The sequence below is a fragment of the Acinetobacter sp. LoGeW2-3 genome, assembly GCF_002688565.1.
Lineage (GTDB): Bacteria > Pseudomonadota > Gammaproteobacteria > Pseudomonadales > Moraxellaceae > Acinetobacter.
The window spans coordinates 3,133,525-3,151,799 of record NZ_CP024011.1 but is presented as its reverse complement, the minus strand read 5'-3'; the positions used below and the strand labels follow the sequence as shown (position 1 = coordinate 3,151,799).

Below are 18,275 nucleotides of genomic sequence, written 5' to 3'. Positions count from 1 at the left end.
AGTCGATTCAACTTGTTGTCGCGATAGAATAATAATTACTTAAAAGATAAATTTTTTTTATGGATTTGATATCTATAAAGATAGGTTGGTCATACATAGAATTCATACACTGAATAAAGTTTTTGACTATTTCATGGATAAAAAATAAAAAAGCAGAGCATAGCCCTGCTTTTAAATCGGATGAGCTTAGAAACGCATACCAAAACCTGCATAAGCTAGGATTGGATTAACCTCAATATCTGCTTTAGAAGTAATTAAAGTGCCGTAAGTATCATTAGACACTGTAATAGTTGTATCATTTTTTAGATGAGCATAACTCACTGAACCTACAGCAAACCATTTATCATTAAAATCATAGGTAAATCCTACAGTAGCGACAGGTGCAAAAGCATCACTAGCTTCTACTTTTACTTTTGGTGTACTGCCTTTACTTGCTAAATTACTTGGTACTGCTTCACCTGGGGCCAATGTACTAATTCCGAGTGCCTTACCAGCTTCGCCATCTTTAATATTAGCAATCATATGGCCTGCTTTAATTAAATCTTGCTCGGTACGTGAATTAATTTCCAGTTCATTGAAATAAGCATACATTAGGCCTACGCCCACATAAGGTCGGAACTTATTTACGCCTGTTTTACCAAAATGATATTGGAACTCAAATGCAGGTGTCCAAGCTCGAGCAGACGCAGCTGGACCATGTGCACCTAGATCTGTAACTAATAAATCATTTTTTAAATCAATTTGCCCTATGATGGTAGAACCAGTGGGGCTGGAAATAGCCGAAAATGGAGCATAAATTTTACCTGTACCTTGAAGATCCACTTTAGGTGGGATACCCGCCTTCATTTCAAAGGAAACATTATCTGTGAAGAAGTAGTTAGTCATGATGCCAAGGGTTGTCACATCATCTGCTTCTAGGCCTGTACCTGGATTATCCCAATAACTGAGGCCATAAATGTCTGCGGTACCACTTAATGATGAAGGGAGCGTTGAGTCATTTCTAATACCATTTAGGAAGTTAACAATAAGGTTGGCTAAATTTATTTTATTACCTTCTCTATTTGCAATGATATCAGCTGTAGCAACGTCACCCACTTTAGATGTTTCGCCTTCAGCTACAATTGTATTTACTTTAAAAGGTTGTGCTTTCCCTTGTGGCATAACGTGTAAAGCACCAACGGAAACTGAAAAACGTTTAAAGCTATCGCCTTCTTGTAGGCTAAAATAAGGGGAATCGGCGTGAGTCAAAATAGGCATCAATGCCATTGAGCCAATAAACGTCCCTAAAACCTTTTTCATTTGAACTCCTTGTTCAATTTATTCATCTTTGTTTTTGTTATTGTTCATAAAACTAAAATCGGCTTAATTAATCTGTATGAAAAATAACAGGACTAAGTAGGTGAAAGGTAAATAAAGAAGGAAATTTATTTCAATGAGTTGGATTATCTTAGTGATTTTGTAATTTATTAATCTAAAAATAAAAAAATACTGGTTTGCTCTGCTTTTTAGAAAATATGAATAGCTATCTATTTTTTAGACATCTTTTAGTTAGATAAAATAGAACACTTAAGACGTATTTTTTTATCCTGAACATGATATCGAAATTAAGTGAATGGTCATGAGAGTGCATAATAAAAAGACTTGTTTTTACATTCAGCTCTTTTTTTTTGTACAATAGGCTGAGTTATTATTGAGTCAGTCTGATGAGCTCCCCAAATACTCCCAAGAAAAAGCCTTTAGTTAATTTACCATTTCCGTTGAAGCAAGCTGAACAAGGTGCGACAGATGAGATCCTTGAAGATCTTCGTCCTAAGCCACAACGTTATGCGGATAGAACCTGGATGCCACCACGTGGTACCCGCCGTTCAATGGGAAAACGCTAAGTTTTAAAATAAAAAGCCATGGCATTTGACCATGGCTTTTTATTAGCTGATATTTAAATCATGGAACTTACTGAGAGACTGATATTCTCCGGTCATTATTTTGGTAATGAGTTCTTTTCTGGTGGTACATCTCTTGATCGGCACGCTTCAGCATGTCTTCAAGACGTTCATCTGCATGACTCGTTGCATGCCCGATCGACAGGCTGATGGGTTGATGCGAATGGAACTGGTTATCAACGATTAAAAGTTCATGCAGACTATTCAAACAGTTTTGCAAAGCAGTCTGATCCGCGCCCGGTAAAAGGACTACAAATTCATCTCCACCAATTCGTGAGGCAGAATAGGGCGTATGTTGAATAAGTTGAGTCAGGATGTTGCCCATACGGCGTAACTGATTATCTCCGGCATCATGCCCAAGGCTGTCATTCAGCTCTTTTAGTCCATTAAGGTCCATAAAAATACAGGATACAGGGCGCAGTGAATTACGCTCCAGTCGGTTCAGTTCCTGCATGTAAAATGAACGGTTACATAGCTTGGTCAGGACATCATGTCTGCCTAAATATTCCAGATAATGTTCCGCTTTTTTACGTGCGGTGATATCAGTCAATGCAACCTGAACAACACTCCAGTCATCTAGATAATCAGGAAACACTGTGAATTGAAGCAAGACATGGCGAATACTGCCATCCAGTGCATAATTTACCGCTTCGCGCTGATGATGCAGATTGTCGTTCCAAAGCTCAATGAGTTGTTCTTTAAAGGTCTGCACCATTTCTTTCGCAAAGACTTTATGAACATTTTTTAAGAGAGCATCTTTATCTGGGGCCCCAAATAAATCGAGAGTAGCCTGATTGACATCAATGATTCTGATTTCTCGAATACATTCATAAATAAAGTCATGATGTACATCTAGAAAAGTATGAAAATCTTCAATTCCTAATTCACGCAAATGATCTAATTTTAGTTTAATCTGGCTAAAATCCTCGATCCACAATGAAGCTGGAGAATAGATAAAACGGGCTTCTGCGAGATGACGGTTTTGTTCTTCTAGACGACGAGCTTGTGTATAAGCCGTAATGTCTTCAGTGGTGATTAAAAGCAGGGATAAATCATGTTCATGCTGTGGTAGAACAATGCCTTTAAGCTGAATATCCAGACGCTGACCAGTCAAGGTATAGTTTATGGCAGAATGGGAAAATTGGGTTTCTCCATTCCATAAAGCCACGAGTTCCTGAATATGAGACTTACTCATATCCTCTTTAAAGACTTGGTCCAAATTTTGACTTAAATGATTAAAGTCATCTGCTTGAAAAAGTTCTAAGGTTTTGGAATTCACCTTAAGCAGTTTAATTTTTCGAGCACATTCCAAAATGCGTGATTCGTCTTCCTGTAAAAAAGTAAATAAATCCTGCACTCCTTGAGCACGCCAGAGATCAAATTGTTTTTTTACTTCACTAAAGTCTTCAAGCCACATAGCAATAGGAGATAATTCAAAAATAGGGGAATCCAACATGTTCATTCAAGCAGCTCAAATTTATTATTTAATGTAATGAAACAAGTATAAGACCAAAAAAATTATTTTAAAATAATGTGATAATTATATTTATTTTGAAAGTTAGATGTATTTTCTCTTAAATCATATCTATATCTTTCAATGAAAAAAAAAGCCAATTCGATAATTGGCTTTGAATTGACTGAACGTTAGGAATTAACGAGGATTTCTACGCGCCTTATTTTCAGGCTTTGGCGGAGCAATCTCACGTTTACCATGCCAAACGTCTGAGAAATCTTGCTCATTAATATTATACAGTTCAAGCAGTGCCAGAATTACACCACCAAAGACCATTGGGCCTTCAGAATTATTCTGGAAATCAAAAACCTTACCATTCAAATTATGCAGAATGTCCTGAATCTCAAAGACACGATCACGGCCATTACTATCGGTCGGATACATCTGGGTATTTAGTAAAATTTTAGCCAGACTTTTTTCACTATCGGACACCGCAAGAACTTCGATTAGTTCATCGGTAGGATCTGCAAAAATAATAGAATCGCGGAATATAGTTTTAAGGAATTTTTCCGTCAGTTTTGGTAATGGTTTTTCTACAAAAGGACGGAAGGATTGCGGGAAAATCACATTATGTGAAATGCCCTTAAACATCGGCGCAATTTCTTCTACTTTATAACCGGCAATACCACAGCCGACTGAAGTCAGAAAGTACTTATTTTTCGGATGATTCTTGGTGTAAATTTTGAAGTCATCGATATAGTGCTGAATCTGGGATAACGGCATTTGCTGTAAATGCTCATTCATTGTTGGAATAGCATAGCTTTGACCAGACCAGCCACGACCAACACCTTCTACAGCCCCAAAATGCTCCAGTGCTGTTCTTGCAGCTCCGCCGGCATGTTGTCCTGCCATATTACTGCCAAATACAAACACGGTATTTTCTGGCAAGGATTTGACGATGCTTTCATCATGGTATTGGTAAGTCATGGCTCTTAATTCGATATCCTTATTGGTTTCATGTTGCCTTTGAAATTCATAAGGGTCAAGGCAAATTGTGTCTATAAAAGGGAAAATGAATCAGTATAGATAATAATCTAAAATCTCTGACGATCTGTTTTCCAAGATGTGGTAGATATGAATGATAAAAGTCATTCATCTATCAATTTTTAATAGAAGCAGGCTTCAGAAGTATTTGTAACGAATGAAAAGGATAGCTCGCGATTTTTCCATAGAAGAACCATTCTTGAATAAGGCAGAAAATTGAGATTTTATGTAAACTGATCATATCTGTAGTCCTTATGAAGCCTGAATCATAGTTAACTGAATTTTTTGAGCATTATTGGTTAATTTTTAAATAGTTATTTTCTAAGTTTAATAGATTGGTAAAAGTTAATAAGATGAAGTTAGCTATCTTTTAATAATTCTATTAAGTTACTTATACACTTCAATATTTACCAAATAGACACTGGTTTAGGCATTGAGTAATTCCGATTTGACCCCATAATTAGAGCAACAAAATATTGTCAGTGAATTGCCGAGAATTATGTCCGATAAAACCCCGTTCGAATTAGTGACCAGCTATCAACCTGCTGGCGATCAGCCACAAGCCATTGAAAAACTGGTTAAGGGAATTGAACGGGGCTATAAGAATCAGCTGTTGCTGGGCGTGACGGGGTCAGGTAAGACCTACACCATGGCTAACGTGATTGCACAGACGCAACGTCCGACTATTGTCATGGCGCATAACAAAACACTGGCGGCACAGCTTTATGGCGAATTTAAGGCATTCTTCCCGAATAATGCGGTGGAATATTTCGTCAGCTATTATGACTATTATCAGCCAGAAGCTTATGTGCCATCTTCCGATACTTTTATCGAGAAAGATTCAGCAATTAATGATCATATTGACCAGATGCGATTGTCTGCAACACGTGCCTTATTAGAACGCCGTGATGCGATTATTGTTGCTTCAGTCTCTGCGATTTATGGTTTGGGTGATCCGAATGCCTATATGAGCATGTTGCTGCATGTGGTAAAAGGGGATCGGATTGGGCGTGATGACATCATCCGCCGTCTGGTCGAGATGCAATATACGCGTAATGAATTAGAGTTCTTGCGTGGTACTTATCGTATTCGCGGTGAAATCATTGATATTTTCCCGGCTGAATCGGATCAGAATGCGATTCGTATTGAACTGTTTGATGATGAAGTCGATTCGATCCGCTGGTTTGATCCACTGACAGGTAAAATGATCCGTAAGGTACCACGTGTGACGATTTATCCAAAAAGTCACTATGTCACACCGAAAGATAATCTGACCCGTGCCATCGAGACTATCCGGGAAGAGCTGAAAGAGCGTTTGGTATTTTTTCGTGAAAATGACAAATTACTGGAAGCACAACGTATCGAACAGCGTACCCGTTATGACTTGGAAATGATGCAGCAATTGGGCTATACCAACGGCATTGAAAACTATTCACGTCATTTATCGGGTCGTCCATCTGGGGAAGCACCGCCGACACTGTTCGATTATGTGCCTGATGATGCCTTGCTGATTATTGATGAATCGCATGTGACTGTTCCACAGATTGGTGCGATGTATAAGGGGGACCGTTCGCGTAAAGAAAATCTGGTGAATTATGGTTTCCGTTTACCGAGCGCATTGGATAACCGTCCAATGAAATTTGAGGAATGGGAACGTATTGTGCCAACCACAGTTTATGTCAGTGCAACGCCAGCACGATATGAACTGGAAAAGTCAGAACAGATTGTAGAGCAGGTGGTACGTCCGACTGGTCTGGTCGATCCTGAAATTGAAATCCGTCCAGTCCTGACACAGGTCGATGATGTCTTGTCGGAAATTAATATCCGTAAAGATTTGAATGAACGTGTGTTAGTAACCACATTAACTAAGCGTATGGCAGAGGATTTGACTTCATACCTAAAAGAATATGGTGTGAAGGTGGCTTATCTACATTCAGATATCGACACCGTAGAACGTGTGAAGATCATTCATGAACTGCGTACTGGTATTTATGATGTACTGGTCGGGATTAACCTGCTACGTGAAGGTCTGGATATGCCTGAAGTATCTTTGGTCGCGATTCTGGATGCAGATAAAGAGGGCTTCCTGCGTTCCGAACGTTCACTGATTCAGACTATTGGTCGTGCTGCGCGTAATTTGAAAGGTCGAGCAATTCTTTACGCAGATCGGATTACTGACTCCATGCAGAAGGCAATTGATGAAACTGAGCGCCGTCGTGCCAAACAGATTCAGTTTAATGAAGAGCATGGCATTATCCCACGCAGCGCAGTCCGTCAGGTAATTAAGGAAATTGATACCGGTGAAGTACTTGATGATGATCAAATTGATGAACGTATTTCTGATCAGGCTAAAGCTTTAAGTGCTGATGAGCGTCATCTGCTGGCAGATCCGAAACTGTTTGCGAAGCACATGAGTAAGCTTGAGAAAGAGATGCTGAAAGCTTCAAAAGAACTGCAATTTGAACAAGCAGCACGTTTGCGTGATGAAATTCTGCGTTTGAAGGCTCAGATGCTGAGTTAAGCATCTGATCTGCCTATGATTAGTTGTGCAAAACTAATCATAAATCTTACATATCGATACACAATCATTCACACGATGACGTTATTGTTGTCACAGATAAAATTTCGCAAAAACATGTGCTTCACTCATCTGTGTGAATGAAAGGATACTTTATGACAACTAAGAATTTCTCTCAGGCAAGCTTGAAAATTGCCAAAATTACGGTAGGTGGTGCTGTTCTTCTCGGTTTGGGCGCTGCAACCATGGCCTATGCAGATACCAAACCGCTTCCAACTGTGGAAAGAGTTGAATTGGATAAATATTTGGGTTCTTGGTATGAAGTTGCACGTAAGCCACTTCAGTTCCAGAATAAATGTGATCGTGATGTGACTGCTACTTATACATTAAATGAAAATGGCAATATTAAAGTCGATAACCGTTGTATTAAAAAGGATGGTACTCAGACTGCTTCAGTGGGTGAAGCATTTGTACAGAATGCACCATACAATACCAAGTTAAAAGTTAGCTTCTTACCAGAAGCGATTCGCTGGATTCCAATTGCGCGTGGTGATTATTGGGTCTTGAAACTGGATGATAATTACCAGACTGTATTGGTCGGTGAGCCGAAACGTAAATATATGTGGGTATTGTCACGTACACCGCAACCAGATCAGGCGGTAGTAAATGAATACCTGGAATATGCGAAATCTGTCGGCTATGACCTGAGTGATCTGATCCATACCAAACAAACAGCACGATAATCTATGTTTCTCCTCAAACCATGCTTCGGCATGGTTTTTTATATTCAAAAAATCAGAAGCTTTAAATAGAAAATTTATCATTCGATCAAAGAATACAGGCAAGTATTCTGGAAGACATCCCGATATAATGCGCGCAAAGAGATTTTGGGGTGGTGAATGTATAAAGGTATCGCGCTGTCAGTTTTAGCATCGATGGTTTTTGGTGTGCTTTATATTTTCACGCCTTTTTTGCAGCCACTGGACAGTGAGCAAACCTTTGCATGGCGTATGCTGGCGACCCTGCCATTTTTGACAGCTTTTATGTGGTGGTCAGGTGATCTCAATCACATTAGCAGTATTTTTAAGCGAATTCTAAAACAGCCGACTTTTCTAATCTGGCTGATTATCAGCTCTTTGCTTTGTACGACACAGCTCTGGTTATTCCTGTGGGGGCCGATTAATGGTCGTGGCTTGCAAGTGTCGCTTGGTTATTTTCTATTGCCGTTGGTGATGGTGCTGGTGGGTTGCGTACTTTATAAGGAAAAACTGTCTGCCTGGCAGATGGCGGCAGTAGCATGTGCTGTACTCGGTGTAGGACATGAAATCTGGCGCATTGGATTTATTGCTTGGGAAACCGTTTATGTCGCTTTAGCTTATCCACTCTATTTTTTCCTGCGTCGTCGTTTTGGGACGGATCATTTGGGTGGATTTTGGTGGGATTTGTGTCTTATTCTTCCAGTAGCAATCTATCTGGGCTTTGTGCATAGCGATTCTTTTAATTTAATTATTAATTTCCCTCATCTCGTCTTCGCTGTATTGGGCTTAGGTTTCTTGAGTGCATTAGGATTAGGAAGCTATATTCTGGCAAGCCGTTATCTACCTTTTGTGATTTTTGGTCTGTTGAGTTATCTCGAACCGGTGCTGCTGGCTTTTGCTTCGATGACACTCGGGGAACGGGTGGAATCAGGAGAGTGGTTGACTTATATTCCGATTTGGCTGGCAGTGGTTTTGTTAGTGATAGAGGGGGTATTGCATTTACATCAACAGCAACGCAATAGACGTGACCTAAATCTTAAGCTAGAACAATTAGAAAGACTTAAGCAAGAAAAATGATAACTCTTTCTCAATAAGTTTAATATTTGTTAGATAATACTGATTTAATCATCTTCTGAATTGTGTACAATTTTAACGAATTAAATAATCGATACAAAATTGAAGAGTTTTTAAGAGGATAGGGCATGTCAGAGATCACCATTCCATATCAGTTGCGTGCTCGCTTGTCGCAATTGGAGCCAAGTCTGGATTTAGAATGGGAGCGGGAACTTAAAACCGTTCTGGCAGATGTCTCGCCTGAGCTAAAAGAAAGTGTGGACTTTCAAATTTTGAAACCTAAGAAAATTCTTTGGGATCAGGAAACCAACCAATATCGTTATCAATCCTATCATTCGGTAGAGGCATTAAGCCAAAAGTTTCTGAATGACCGGATGCGTTATTATGCCAGTACTTTCGGCCTATCTCTAAAAAGCCTACTCGGGTTGAATGACAGCTTGCAAGTTGCGGATTACCTGGAAAACGTACTCGAGCAGATTGATAAAATTGAAGTTGATGAAAACTTCCAGATGCAGCGTGAAAAGCTGGAGTTACGTCGTACCTTTCTGTTGAATGCTGCTGAAATTATTCGTGGTCTTCAATTACAGCCAGTCGAAGGTGTGCGTAAGCTGACAGAAGAGCAGGTTAAATGCTTTATCATTGAAGTGTTTATCAAGCAGCAGTTGTTAGGTTATTGGTATAAGCCTTTATTAAAAAAACAGACTGCGGAAATGCAACACCCGCTATTTCGTTATTTTCTGATCAAAGAGCAGCAAATCCGCCATTTTGACATTGTCCGTACTTCACAATTTTTATTCATTGTTGCACCCGTGATGGATGTACACCAAAACCCGTATTCTATTCGCCGTTTCCTGATTGAAGAAAAAGGTGCGCTCGAAGATCAGGTCTATCTGAATATTCTGGTGCTGGATCTGCAAGAGAATATGGAAGAAGAAGCGGTTGAAACGCTGAAATCCCAGATGCAGCGCATGGTGACCTTGCAGAGCCAGATCCATCTAGATGTGATGGATATTGTGCATAATCTGGAACAGATTTCTGAATCGAAGTTATTGCCTTTACTGGTTGAGCCGATTCAGGTGGTTGAGAAAAATGCCGATGTGGTAGCACAACGCCATTTAAAGCAGTTTGAAGAAATTTTGACACGTGAAATTCTGCTGCCAATGCGTGATGCGATTCGTGATCATTTATCTCATATTGAAGAATTTGCTTATCTTTATTTACATGTCCATAAAATATTTACTGAAATTTTGGCCTATTACCGTGATTTCAAATCTCAGCCAGGATTTATGTTCAATCAATATATCCAGAATTTTGAATATAAGTTATTGGCGTTTATCCGCTTACTGGAAAAACGTAAAGGTGAAACTTTCATCCCGACCAATTCGCATGAATGGCAGGTGATGCATCAGCGCTCTGAGCAGCCGATTAAAGATATTCAGGAAACTATTGCAAGTAATGTGCAGCAGTATCGGGATCTGAACAAATATATTAGGACTCTGAATCGCCAGAAAGCTGAACATGAGAAAAAATCTATGTTTAAAAAGCTTTGGTCTAAGGATAATTCAGATGAAGCTATCGATATTGCTGAGAATAAATTAAAGCAGCTCAAACGCAGCATGTTTCTGGAAATTATTCAGGTACCAAGAACTCATGAAAATAGTAGTGTGTTCCTAGAGTTTGAAAGTATGCAAAGTTTTCAGCAGATTGAGCGTCATTATGCCTTTCCATGTGGGGACAATGGTTTAACCCGGTTACCTGTACTAATTCATTTACCAGAAACCTATGATGATTTTGATGTAGAAAACTTCAATGCTTCCATGAGTCTGGATATGAATTTCTCGGCAGGAAGCAAGGTACAGCTTGATCGGGATAATGTGGTCAGCTTTGAGATCTAAATCTGTTTGAATAAACAACATTTAACAAAAATCTTGGTCAGATGTTTAAAAACCTAGTTTTTCAATTTTTAAATGTAAAATCATCTGACTAATTCCAATTATTTTCAAAATTTATAGTGAATATAGGCCTTTTTCATCAAGACTTTGGCAGCTTTTGATTCAAACTTGCTGCCAATTCCATTACAATTATGGGGTTTTGAAATTTATGCTTAGATTTACAATTAATTAGAGGACGTATCTGTGAGCAAAGACACTATCGTTGCCCTCCATGCAGAGCACCAAGGTCGCTGGAAAAACCGTGAAGAAATCGCGGAACGTATGATTGCCCTAGTAGGCCAATTGTACCGTGAAAAAAACATCGTAGTTACAGTATACGGTCGTTCTTTAATTAACCGTTCTGTAATCCAGATCCTTAAAGCTCACCGCCGTACTCGCGTTCTTGATGTTGAACTTTCTGTTGTAAACACTTTCCCAATTCTTGAAGCATTGGCTAAAGTTGAAAACATCGGTACTGCTGAAATTGATCTAGGCAAACTTGCTGAAGCATATAAAGCTCAAGGTGGCGACATTGATGCATTTGTAGCAGATGCTGTTAAGTCTCTTGAAGGCAGCGCAACAACTGTAGAAAACAAAGACGTTGTTCTTTACGGTTTCGGTCGTATCGGTCGTATCCTTGCTCGTCTAATGATCAGCCAATCTGGTCTTGGTCGTGGTCTAAGCCTGAAAGCAATCGTTGTTCGTAAATCATCTGATGGTGACCTGGAAAAACGTGCGTCTTTATTACGTCGTGACTCAATCCACGGTCCATTCGCTGGTACGATTTCTGTAGATGAAGAAAACGAAGCAATCATTGCGAACGGTCAATTCATCAAAGTAATCTATGCATCAAACCCATCTGAAGTGGATTACACTGCATACGGTATCGAAAATGCATTAGTGATCGACAACACTGGTAAATGGCGTGATGCTGAAGGTCTTGCGCAACACCTGAAATGCCCAGGCGCTGCGCGTGTAATTTTGACTGCACCTGGTAAAGGTGACATGAAGAACGTTGTATACGGCGTGAACCAAGCTGACATCCTTGATGAAGATAAAATCATCTCTGCAGCAAGCTGTACAACAAACGCAATCACTCCAACTTTGAAAGTGTTAAACGACAAGTACACAGTGATCAATGGTCATGTTGAAACAGTTCACTCATTTACGAATGACCAGAACCTGATCGACAACTACCATAAAGCGGATCGTCGTGGTCGTGCTGCTACACTGAACATGGTAATCACTGAAACTGGCGCTGCTAAAGCAGTTGCGAAAGCACTTCCTGCGCTTAAAGGCAAGTTGACTGGTAACTCTGTACGTGTTCCAACTCCAAACGTATCTTTAGCTATTCTGAACCTGACTTTAGATAAAGAAGTTGATCGTGACGAAGTGAATGAATACATTCGCCAAATCTCTATCAATTCTAACCTTCAAGGTCAAATCGGTTATACAAACTCTACTGAAGTTGTATCTTCTGACTTTATCGGTTCACGTACTGCAGGTGTATTCGACGCTCAAGCGACAATCACTTCACGCAACCGTTTAACTGCTTACGTTTGGTACGATAACGAAGTGGGTTATAGCTGCCAGGTACTTCGTATTGCTGAACAAATGGGCGGCGTAAGCTATCCAAAAGTTCCTGCTGAAACTAATGCTTAATTAGTGTTTAGCTGATAAAAGAGCCTCATTTGAGGCTCTTTTTTATTGCATGAGTTTTGGGTTTAATTTTTCGATTTAAGTGGAAGATTAATTTTAAAAATCACCTTGCTGATGAAATCTTGATCTGATAACTTTCTAAATGAAAGTACATGCGAAAAAGTAAGTTTATAAATTAGAGAAAATATTATGTCTACTTATGAAACCAGTAAATTACTGGGTCAGGTTTTATCAACAGAATGTCCTTCGCGTGAAATTCTGGAACACCTTGCTAATAAATGGTCGATTCTGGTGTTGCGTTGCTTGAGTGATGGCGTTCATCGTTTTAGTGAGCTGAAACAGCGTATTGAAGGCGTCAGTGAAAAGATGCTGGCACAGACGCTGAAAATGCTGGAGCAGGATGGCTTCATTTTAAGAACGGTCTATCCAGTTGTACCACCTAAAGTGGAATATCAGCTGACGATTACCGGTTCGCAGGCTGCGGAAAAAATAAATTATCTGATTGGCTGGTTAGAGCGTAGTCTGCCGGAGATTTTGGAAAATAAAGAGCGTGTTGCGAAATAAAAATTAAATTGCTTTTGGGGAAGCAATGAATGAAAAAATTAGAAAATTTGGTTGCTACTTTGCTGGCAGTGTATGCAATTATCTTAACTTTGTGCATCGCAATTTATGCGATCTTTAAACTTTTAGAAGTTGATATCACTTTAGCTACGAATCTTTTACTTTGGTCGGCAGCAATATTTGCTCCTATAGCGGTATTGATGACTTATACGAGTTGGAGGGAGCAGAAGAGGGCTGAAGTTTTAGCTCAAATTGCAATGAATTTGCGTGAAAAAATAAACCAAGAAGTAGGAGAGATTAGATATTTATTAAATTTTATTGACAATATTAAAAATATTAAATCAGGTAGTATAAATACGCTTGATCAAAATGTTGAAAAAATAGTAAAAATTAAAAAATGTTTGAGTAAAGATTTGGGTATTTTAAGTCTTGAATTAGATAAAGATAATAATTGTTTCTTGAAGATGATTGATTTATTAAATTTGATAGAAAATGTACTTAGAATTAGGGGCTTCGGTATCGCGGATGAAAAACTAATTAATACGTGCTTATCTATAAATTATACGAGCTTATATGGGGAATTAGTGGAGCAACTAGAAAAAATTGCTTTATATCGGTTTGAGGATGATTAATTGTTGTATATAATTTTAGAAGGAATAAACCACACGATTTATTCCTCATCAATAACTTACTTTTTGATCATCTTCCTAAAATCAACTCGATCAATCAGTAAAATTCCAATTGAGAAAACTAAACCTAGAATTACACAGCCCATCCATTCAAAGTGTTGCCAAGCGTAGACTGCACCGAGTGAACCTAAAGCTGCACCGCTAAAGTAAATGGTCATATACACCGCATTAATTCGGGAACGTGATTTCAGATCGATCCGATATACTAGGTTTTGGTTTAGCACGTGAAAGGCAGTCAGACCAAAATATGCCATCAGCACACCAACTGCATATACCAAAATATTTTGCTGAGCGAAATAGAGGGGAATACAAGAAAGCAGCATAAGGCTAATGCAAAGCACAGCAACCAGATTTTCTCGACCTGCACCAACCGTTCGGCCGGACCAGCTCGATGAAAAAATTCCAATCACACCGAGTAACCCAAATAACCCAATTTCAAAGTCGGTGAAGTAGTATGGATCATTGCCTAAGACGAAAGTCATAGAGGTAAAAATCATGGATAAAATGCCAAAAGCCAAGGCACCGGCACAAGCTCGACGAATCAGATGCGGATTTTGCCTAGCAATGAAAAATAGGGAACGATAAATACCACCAATAGTTAATCCAACCTGAGGTTGAGTATCTGGCAGTTTTTTCCACATGAGTATTGCAAACAGTAGAGTAATGATACCACTGGATAGATACACACCTTCCCAAGTCCAGTAAGTCGAAACAAAGCCAGCAAAGGTTCGTGACAGGATAATGCCCATCACCAGACCACTCATGAGCTTGCCTACTGTAGCAGCACTGGATTCAGGTGGACTGATCGTAGAAGCAAAAGGAATCAGAACCTGTGCGGAAATAGCACCAAAAGTAGCGAACAAGGTAAATAAATACAAGGTGCTTAGCGTGGTACTTAACGAGAGAAGAATCTGAGAAGTCGCCGCGAAGACCATCAAGCTGACCACCAGCTTACGTTTATTTAGAAAGTCACCTAACGGTACTAAAAGCATTAAACCCAGTACATAACCAATCTGAGCGATTACCACTGTTAAGCCGGCCTGACTGGTCGTGATGCTTAAACCTTCTTCAATCGAATAAATTAGAGGCTGACTATAATAAGTAGATCCAGCACATAGACCACACGCCATTGCCATAAGTAATACAAATTGTGATGACAATGGGCTGACAGCATTCCTTTCTGTGGTCATAGGCATACCATGGACTCTTTTTCGACGCTGAGCACTATAGGCAGCCCTATGCCAAATCAGAAATAATAAAAAACGATCAATTAAGCTTTAAAAACTATATCTTAAATTGTAAGTGACTGAATATTTTTCAGACGATTTTATATTTTGAAACAAGCTGAATGAAATTACTCTTGAAATGAGCGATCTTCATGGAATAGTGCATAAATATAGTCGAGAAATGCTTTAAAATATGGCAGAATAGGCGGTTTTAAAGTTTTTAGAGGATTGGCATTATGCGCTTTGTTGATGAAGCAGTCATTACCGTAGAGGCTGGCGACGGTGGCAATGGCGTAGCCAGTTTTCGCCGTGAAAAGTTCGTACCATTTGGTGGTCCAGATGGTGGTGATGGTGGTCGTGGCGGCAGCATTTATGTACAGGCTGACGACGACACGAGTACCCTTGTAGATTATCGTTATACCCGTAGATTTCGCGCTGAACGTGGTAAAAACGGTGCTGGCGCAAACTGTGCTGGTCGTGGTGGCGAATCAGTTATTTTAAAAGTTCCTGTGGGAACAACCATTGTAGATAGCGAATCTGGCGACATTATTGGTGACCTGATCGAAGACGGTCAGAAAGTATTGGTCGCTCAAGGCGGTGATGGTGGTTTGGGTAATACTCACTTCAAATCATCGACTAACCGTTCTCCACGTAAGTGTACCCATGGTGTTAAAGGTGAATTCCGTGAAATCCGTCTGGAGCTGAAAGTGCTTGCAGATGTGGGTTTACTCGGTATGCCAAACGCAGGTAAATCGACCTTTATCCGTGCAGTTTCGGCTGCAAAACCAAAAGTGGCAGACTATCCATTTACCACAATGATGCCGAATTTGGGCGTGGTGGATGCGGATCGTTACCGCTCATTTGTGATGGCCGATATTCCAGGTCTGATCGAAGGTGCTGCTGAAGGTGCGGGTCTGGGTATTCGTTTCCTGAAACACCTGGCACGTACACGTATCTTGCTGCACATTGTCGATGTACAACCGATTGACGGTTCAGATCCTGCTTACAATGCCAAAGCAATTACAGCGGAGCTTGAGAAATTCTCGCCAACGTTGTCTAAATTGCCTGTGGTATTGGTTCTGAACAAGGTTGACCAATTGGCAGAAGAAACTCGTGACGAATGGTGTAACCACATTCTTGAAGAATTACAGTGGGAAGGTCCTGTCTTTAAAACTTCTGGCTTAACGGCTGAAGGCACTAAAGACGTTGTGTACTACCTGATGGATCAAATCGAACAGCAACGCGAACGCGAGGTTGAAGATCCAGAATATGCAGCAGAAATGAAAGAATTCCGTGATCAGCTTGAAGCTGAAACACGTGAACAAACGATTGCTGCGAAGGAAGCTTATCGTGAAATGCGTCGCGCTCAACGTCTGGGTGGCGATGACTTTGATGATGAAGATGATGACGACAGCGACGTAGAAGTATATTACGTACGTTAATCTTTTAAAGATAAGTCTGAGGACAAGATGATAGAAGTGGTAGATGGGCAACGTCAGCTCAAGGGTTGTAAACGAATCGTTGTTAAAATCGGATCATCTTTACTCACAGCAAACGGGCAAGGTTTAGATTTAGATGCCATCTCGCATTGGGCGGGACAAATCGCAGATCTACACAATGCCGGACATGAGATTATTCTTGTGTCATCAGGTGCTGTGGCTGAAGGTATGGTTCGAATGAAACTTGAGAATCGACCCACCGATCTACCCAGTCTTCAGGCTTGCGCTGCCATCGGTCAGATGGGCCTTATTCATACCTGGTCAAGCGTATTGGATAAACACCAGATCCAGACCGCTCAGGTATTGTTAACTCATGACGACCTGGCAGATCGTCGCCGCTATCTCAACTCATGTGATGCCTTGCAGCACCTGATTGAATGGCGTGTGATTCCGGTGATTAATGAAAATGACACCGTTTCGACTGATGAAATCCGCTTTGGTGATAACGATACGCTCGCTGCGATGGTGGCGGGTCAGGTCCATGCTGATCTGTTGATTATCCTGACCGATCAGGAAGGCATGTTCGACTCAGATCCACGTTCTAATCCGGATGCTAAACTGTTCCATACAGTGCGTGCAATGGATGAGAGCCTGTTTGATATGGCCGGCGGTGGTGGTAAATTTGGTCGTGGTGGTATGTTGACCAAAGTCCGTGCTGCACGTCTGGCGGCGAAGTCTGGTTGTCCAACGCTGATTGCCAGTGGCGATAGTGATTGTGTTTTATCGCGTCTGATGACAGGTGAAATGCTGGGTACTTTATTTATCACTGATGATGACCGCTTGACTGCACATCAGCAATGGTTAGCAGCACACTTACAAACAGCAGGTCGTCTGGTGATTGATGATGGTGCGATTAAGGCCATTAAAGAAAACCACCGCAGCTTGTTGCCAGTTGGTGTTAAAGCAGTAGAAGGGCACTTTGAACGTGGTGATGTGGTGGAATGTGTGGATACACAAGGTCACCGTATTGCTGTTGGTCGTGTGAACTTCAGTTCACGTTCGGCTGAAATCGTCAAAGGTTTGGCATCGGATAAAGTCCATCAGGTCTTAGGTGAAGCGCGTTCATTGGAAATGATTCACCGTAATCATATGTCGATCTATTAAATTATAGAGATTAAAAAAATCCCGCTTTCGAGCGGGATTTTTTTATTGCCACCATTTTACTTAATCCAGCCCATCCGAATAAAAGGCGCAAACAGGAACTGATGAATGCTCAAGATAAAGTTCATGAGCTTATCCTGATATTTCCACCACAGTGGTAGGCCAGCTAAGTTCACCACCAGTGCAATCATGAATGCTCCCACCATATCAATCGGAAAATGTACACCCACATAGATCCGTGACCAAGCGACAAGCCAAGCAGTCCAGAGCAGGATTCGACCCAAATCACGCTGCGGTGAAAAATAATAGGCAAGGGCAATCCCACTAAAAATACTCATATGGTTGCTGGGGAAAGAGCCTGTAGCCTCATGCTCAATGAGGGTGCGACCGACTTCCATGACAAAAGGGCGTGGTGTATTCAATGCAGCAGACAATACTTCGCTAATCGACAAGGTAATTGCTGTAAAGATCGCGGCCTTAATAATCCCAGTTTTTACTTCACGATTGCCACCCAGCCAGGCAATGGCAAAGATCAGGAGAAATAAATACACCAGATCATGTGCAATCAGACAGGCATAGTTGATCATCCAGGTAGAGGCTTGTTCGGGTACATTCAGAATATGGAATAGGTAAAGGTTGAGTTGATCGAGGGACATGAGGAGAATGGACTTGAGACAAATTTTGGTTACTCTAAACCTATCGCAGCGGTATGCCTACCGAAGTATGTATGAAATTGTAGCGTTGATTTTTTAAAGAATATTCAAGTGATAAAAAACCACCCAAAAGGGTGGTTTTCAAACATCAGAATAATTTTATTAAGAC

General features: G+C 40.4%; 15 protein-coding genes. 10 read left to right on the top strand and 5 right to left on the bottom strand.

Translation table 11 applies throughout. From position 1 onward, the window contains the following. Positions 1-186: 186 nt before the first annotated feature. Complete coding sequence (locus BS636_RS15280) at positions 187-1,299, bottom strand: OmpW/AlkL family protein (RefSeq protein WP_099339551.1); 1,113 nt, start codon at positions 1,297-1,299, stop codon at positions 187-189. A 404-nt stretch (positions 1,300-1,703) separates the two neighbouring features. Here BS636_RS15280 and BS636_RS15275 point away from each other — a divergent pair, with 404 nt between their 5' ends. Continuing rightward, positions 1,704-1,883 carry a hypothetical protein gene (locus tag BS636_RS15275; RefSeq protein ID WP_099339550.1) on the top strand — a complete coding sequence of 60 codons (180 nt, stop codon included), beginning with the start codon at positions 1,704-1,706 and terminating at the stop codon, positions 1,881-1,883. A 67-nt stretch (positions 1,884-1,950) separates the two neighbouring features. Here the strand turns inward: BS636_RS15275 and BS636_RS15270 are convergent, their stop codons facing one another. Together BS636_RS15270 and BS636_RS15265 are read right to left on the bottom strand one after the other, a co-directional pair. Further along, on the bottom strand, positions 1,951-3,402 hold the full coding sequence (locus BS636_RS15270; RefSeq protein ID WP_099339549.1) for a sensor domain-containing diguanylate cyclase: 1,452 nt from the start codon (positions 3,400-3,402) through the stop codon (positions 1,951-1,953). A 189-nt stretch (positions 3,403-3,591) separates the two neighbouring features. Next, positions 3,592-4,380 (bottom strand): hypothetical protein, encoded by a 789-nt coding sequence (locus BS636_RS15265; RefSeq protein WP_099339548.1) that lies wholly within the window; start codon positions 4,378-4,380, stop codon positions 3,592-3,594. Positions 4,381-4,936: 556 nt separating this feature from the next. On the opposite strand from BS636_RS15265, the gene uvrB reads away from it, so the two are divergent. The 7 genes from uvrB to BS636_RS16505 all read left to right on the top strand — a co-directional run bounded on the left by uvrB (position 4,937) and on the right by BS636_RS16505 (position 13,570). Beyond that, a complete protein-coding gene (gene uvrB / locus BS636_RS15260) occupies positions 4,937-6,958 on the top strand; it encodes an excinuclease ABC subunit UvrB (protein WP_099339547.1) in 2,022 nt (673 codons plus the stop codon). 152 nt (positions 6,959-7,110) lie between these two features. Further along, positions 7,111-7,698: a lipocalin family protein gene (locus BS636_RS15255; RefSeq protein ID WP_099339546.1), complete on the top strand. Its 588-nt coding sequence runs from the start codon at positions 7,111-7,113 to the stop codon at positions 7,696-7,698. Positions 7,699-7,854: 156 nt separating this feature from the next. Further along, a complete protein-coding gene (gene rarD, locus BS636_RS15250) occupies positions 7,855-8,790 on the top strand; it encodes an EamA family transporter RarD (protein WP_099339545.1) in 936 nt (311 codons plus the stop codon). Between the two features lie 125 nt (positions 8,791-8,915). Continuing rightward, positions 8,916-10,682, top strand: a complete 1,767-nt coding sequence (locus tag BS636_RS15245; protein WP_099339544.1) for a hypothetical protein — start codon at positions 8,916-8,918, stop codon at positions 10,680-10,682. A gap of 240 nt (positions 10,683-10,922) precedes the next feature. Further along, positions 10,923-12,380: a glyceraldehyde-3-phosphate dehydrogenase gene (locus BS636_RS15240; RefSeq protein ID WP_099339543.1), complete on the top strand. Its 1,458-nt coding sequence runs from the start codon at positions 10,923-10,925 to the stop codon at positions 12,378-12,380. Between the two features lie 186 nt (positions 12,381-12,566). Further along, positions 12,567-12,941, top strand: coding sequence for a winged helix-turn-helix transcriptional regulator (locus BS636_RS15235; RefSeq protein WP_099339542.1), 375 nt, complete (start codon positions 12,567-12,569; stop codon positions 12,939-12,941). A gap of 29 nt (positions 12,942-12,970) precedes the next feature. After that, positions 12,971-13,570: a hypothetical protein gene (locus BS636_RS16505; RefSeq protein WP_228206912.1), complete on the top strand. Its 600-nt coding sequence runs from the start codon at positions 12,971-12,973 to the stop codon at positions 13,568-13,570. Between the two features lie 56 nt (positions 13,571-13,626). On the opposite strand, the gene BS636_RS15225 is transcribed toward BS636_RS16505, so the two are convergent. Continuing rightward, complete coding sequence (locus tag BS636_RS15225; RefSeq protein WP_099339690.1) at positions 13,627-14,817, bottom strand: MFS transporter; 1,191 nt, start codon at positions 14,815-14,817, stop codon at positions 13,627-13,629. A gap of 272 nt (positions 14,818-15,089) precedes the next feature. On the opposite strand from BS636_RS15225, the gene cgtA reads away from it, so the two are divergent. Continuing rightward, on the top strand, positions 15,090-16,295 hold the full coding sequence (cgtA, locus tag BS636_RS15220; RefSeq protein WP_099339541.1) for an Obg family GTPase CgtA: 1,206 nt from the start codon (positions 15,090-15,092) through the stop codon (positions 16,293-16,295). A gap of 27 nt (positions 16,296-16,322) precedes the next feature. Beyond that, a complete protein-coding gene (gene proB / locus BS636_RS15215) occupies positions 16,323-17,456 on the top strand; it encodes a glutamate 5-kinase (RefSeq protein WP_099339540.1) in 1,134 nt (377 codons plus the stop codon). Between the two features lie 56 nt (positions 17,457-17,512). On the opposite strand, the gene BS636_RS15210 is transcribed toward proB, so the two are convergent. After that, on the bottom strand, positions 17,513-18,109 hold the full coding sequence (locus BS636_RS15210; protein WP_099339539.1) for a phosphatase PAP2 family protein: 597 nt from the start codon (positions 18,107-18,109) through the stop codon (positions 17,513-17,515). Between the last annotated feature and the right edge of the window lie 166 nt (positions 18,110-18,275).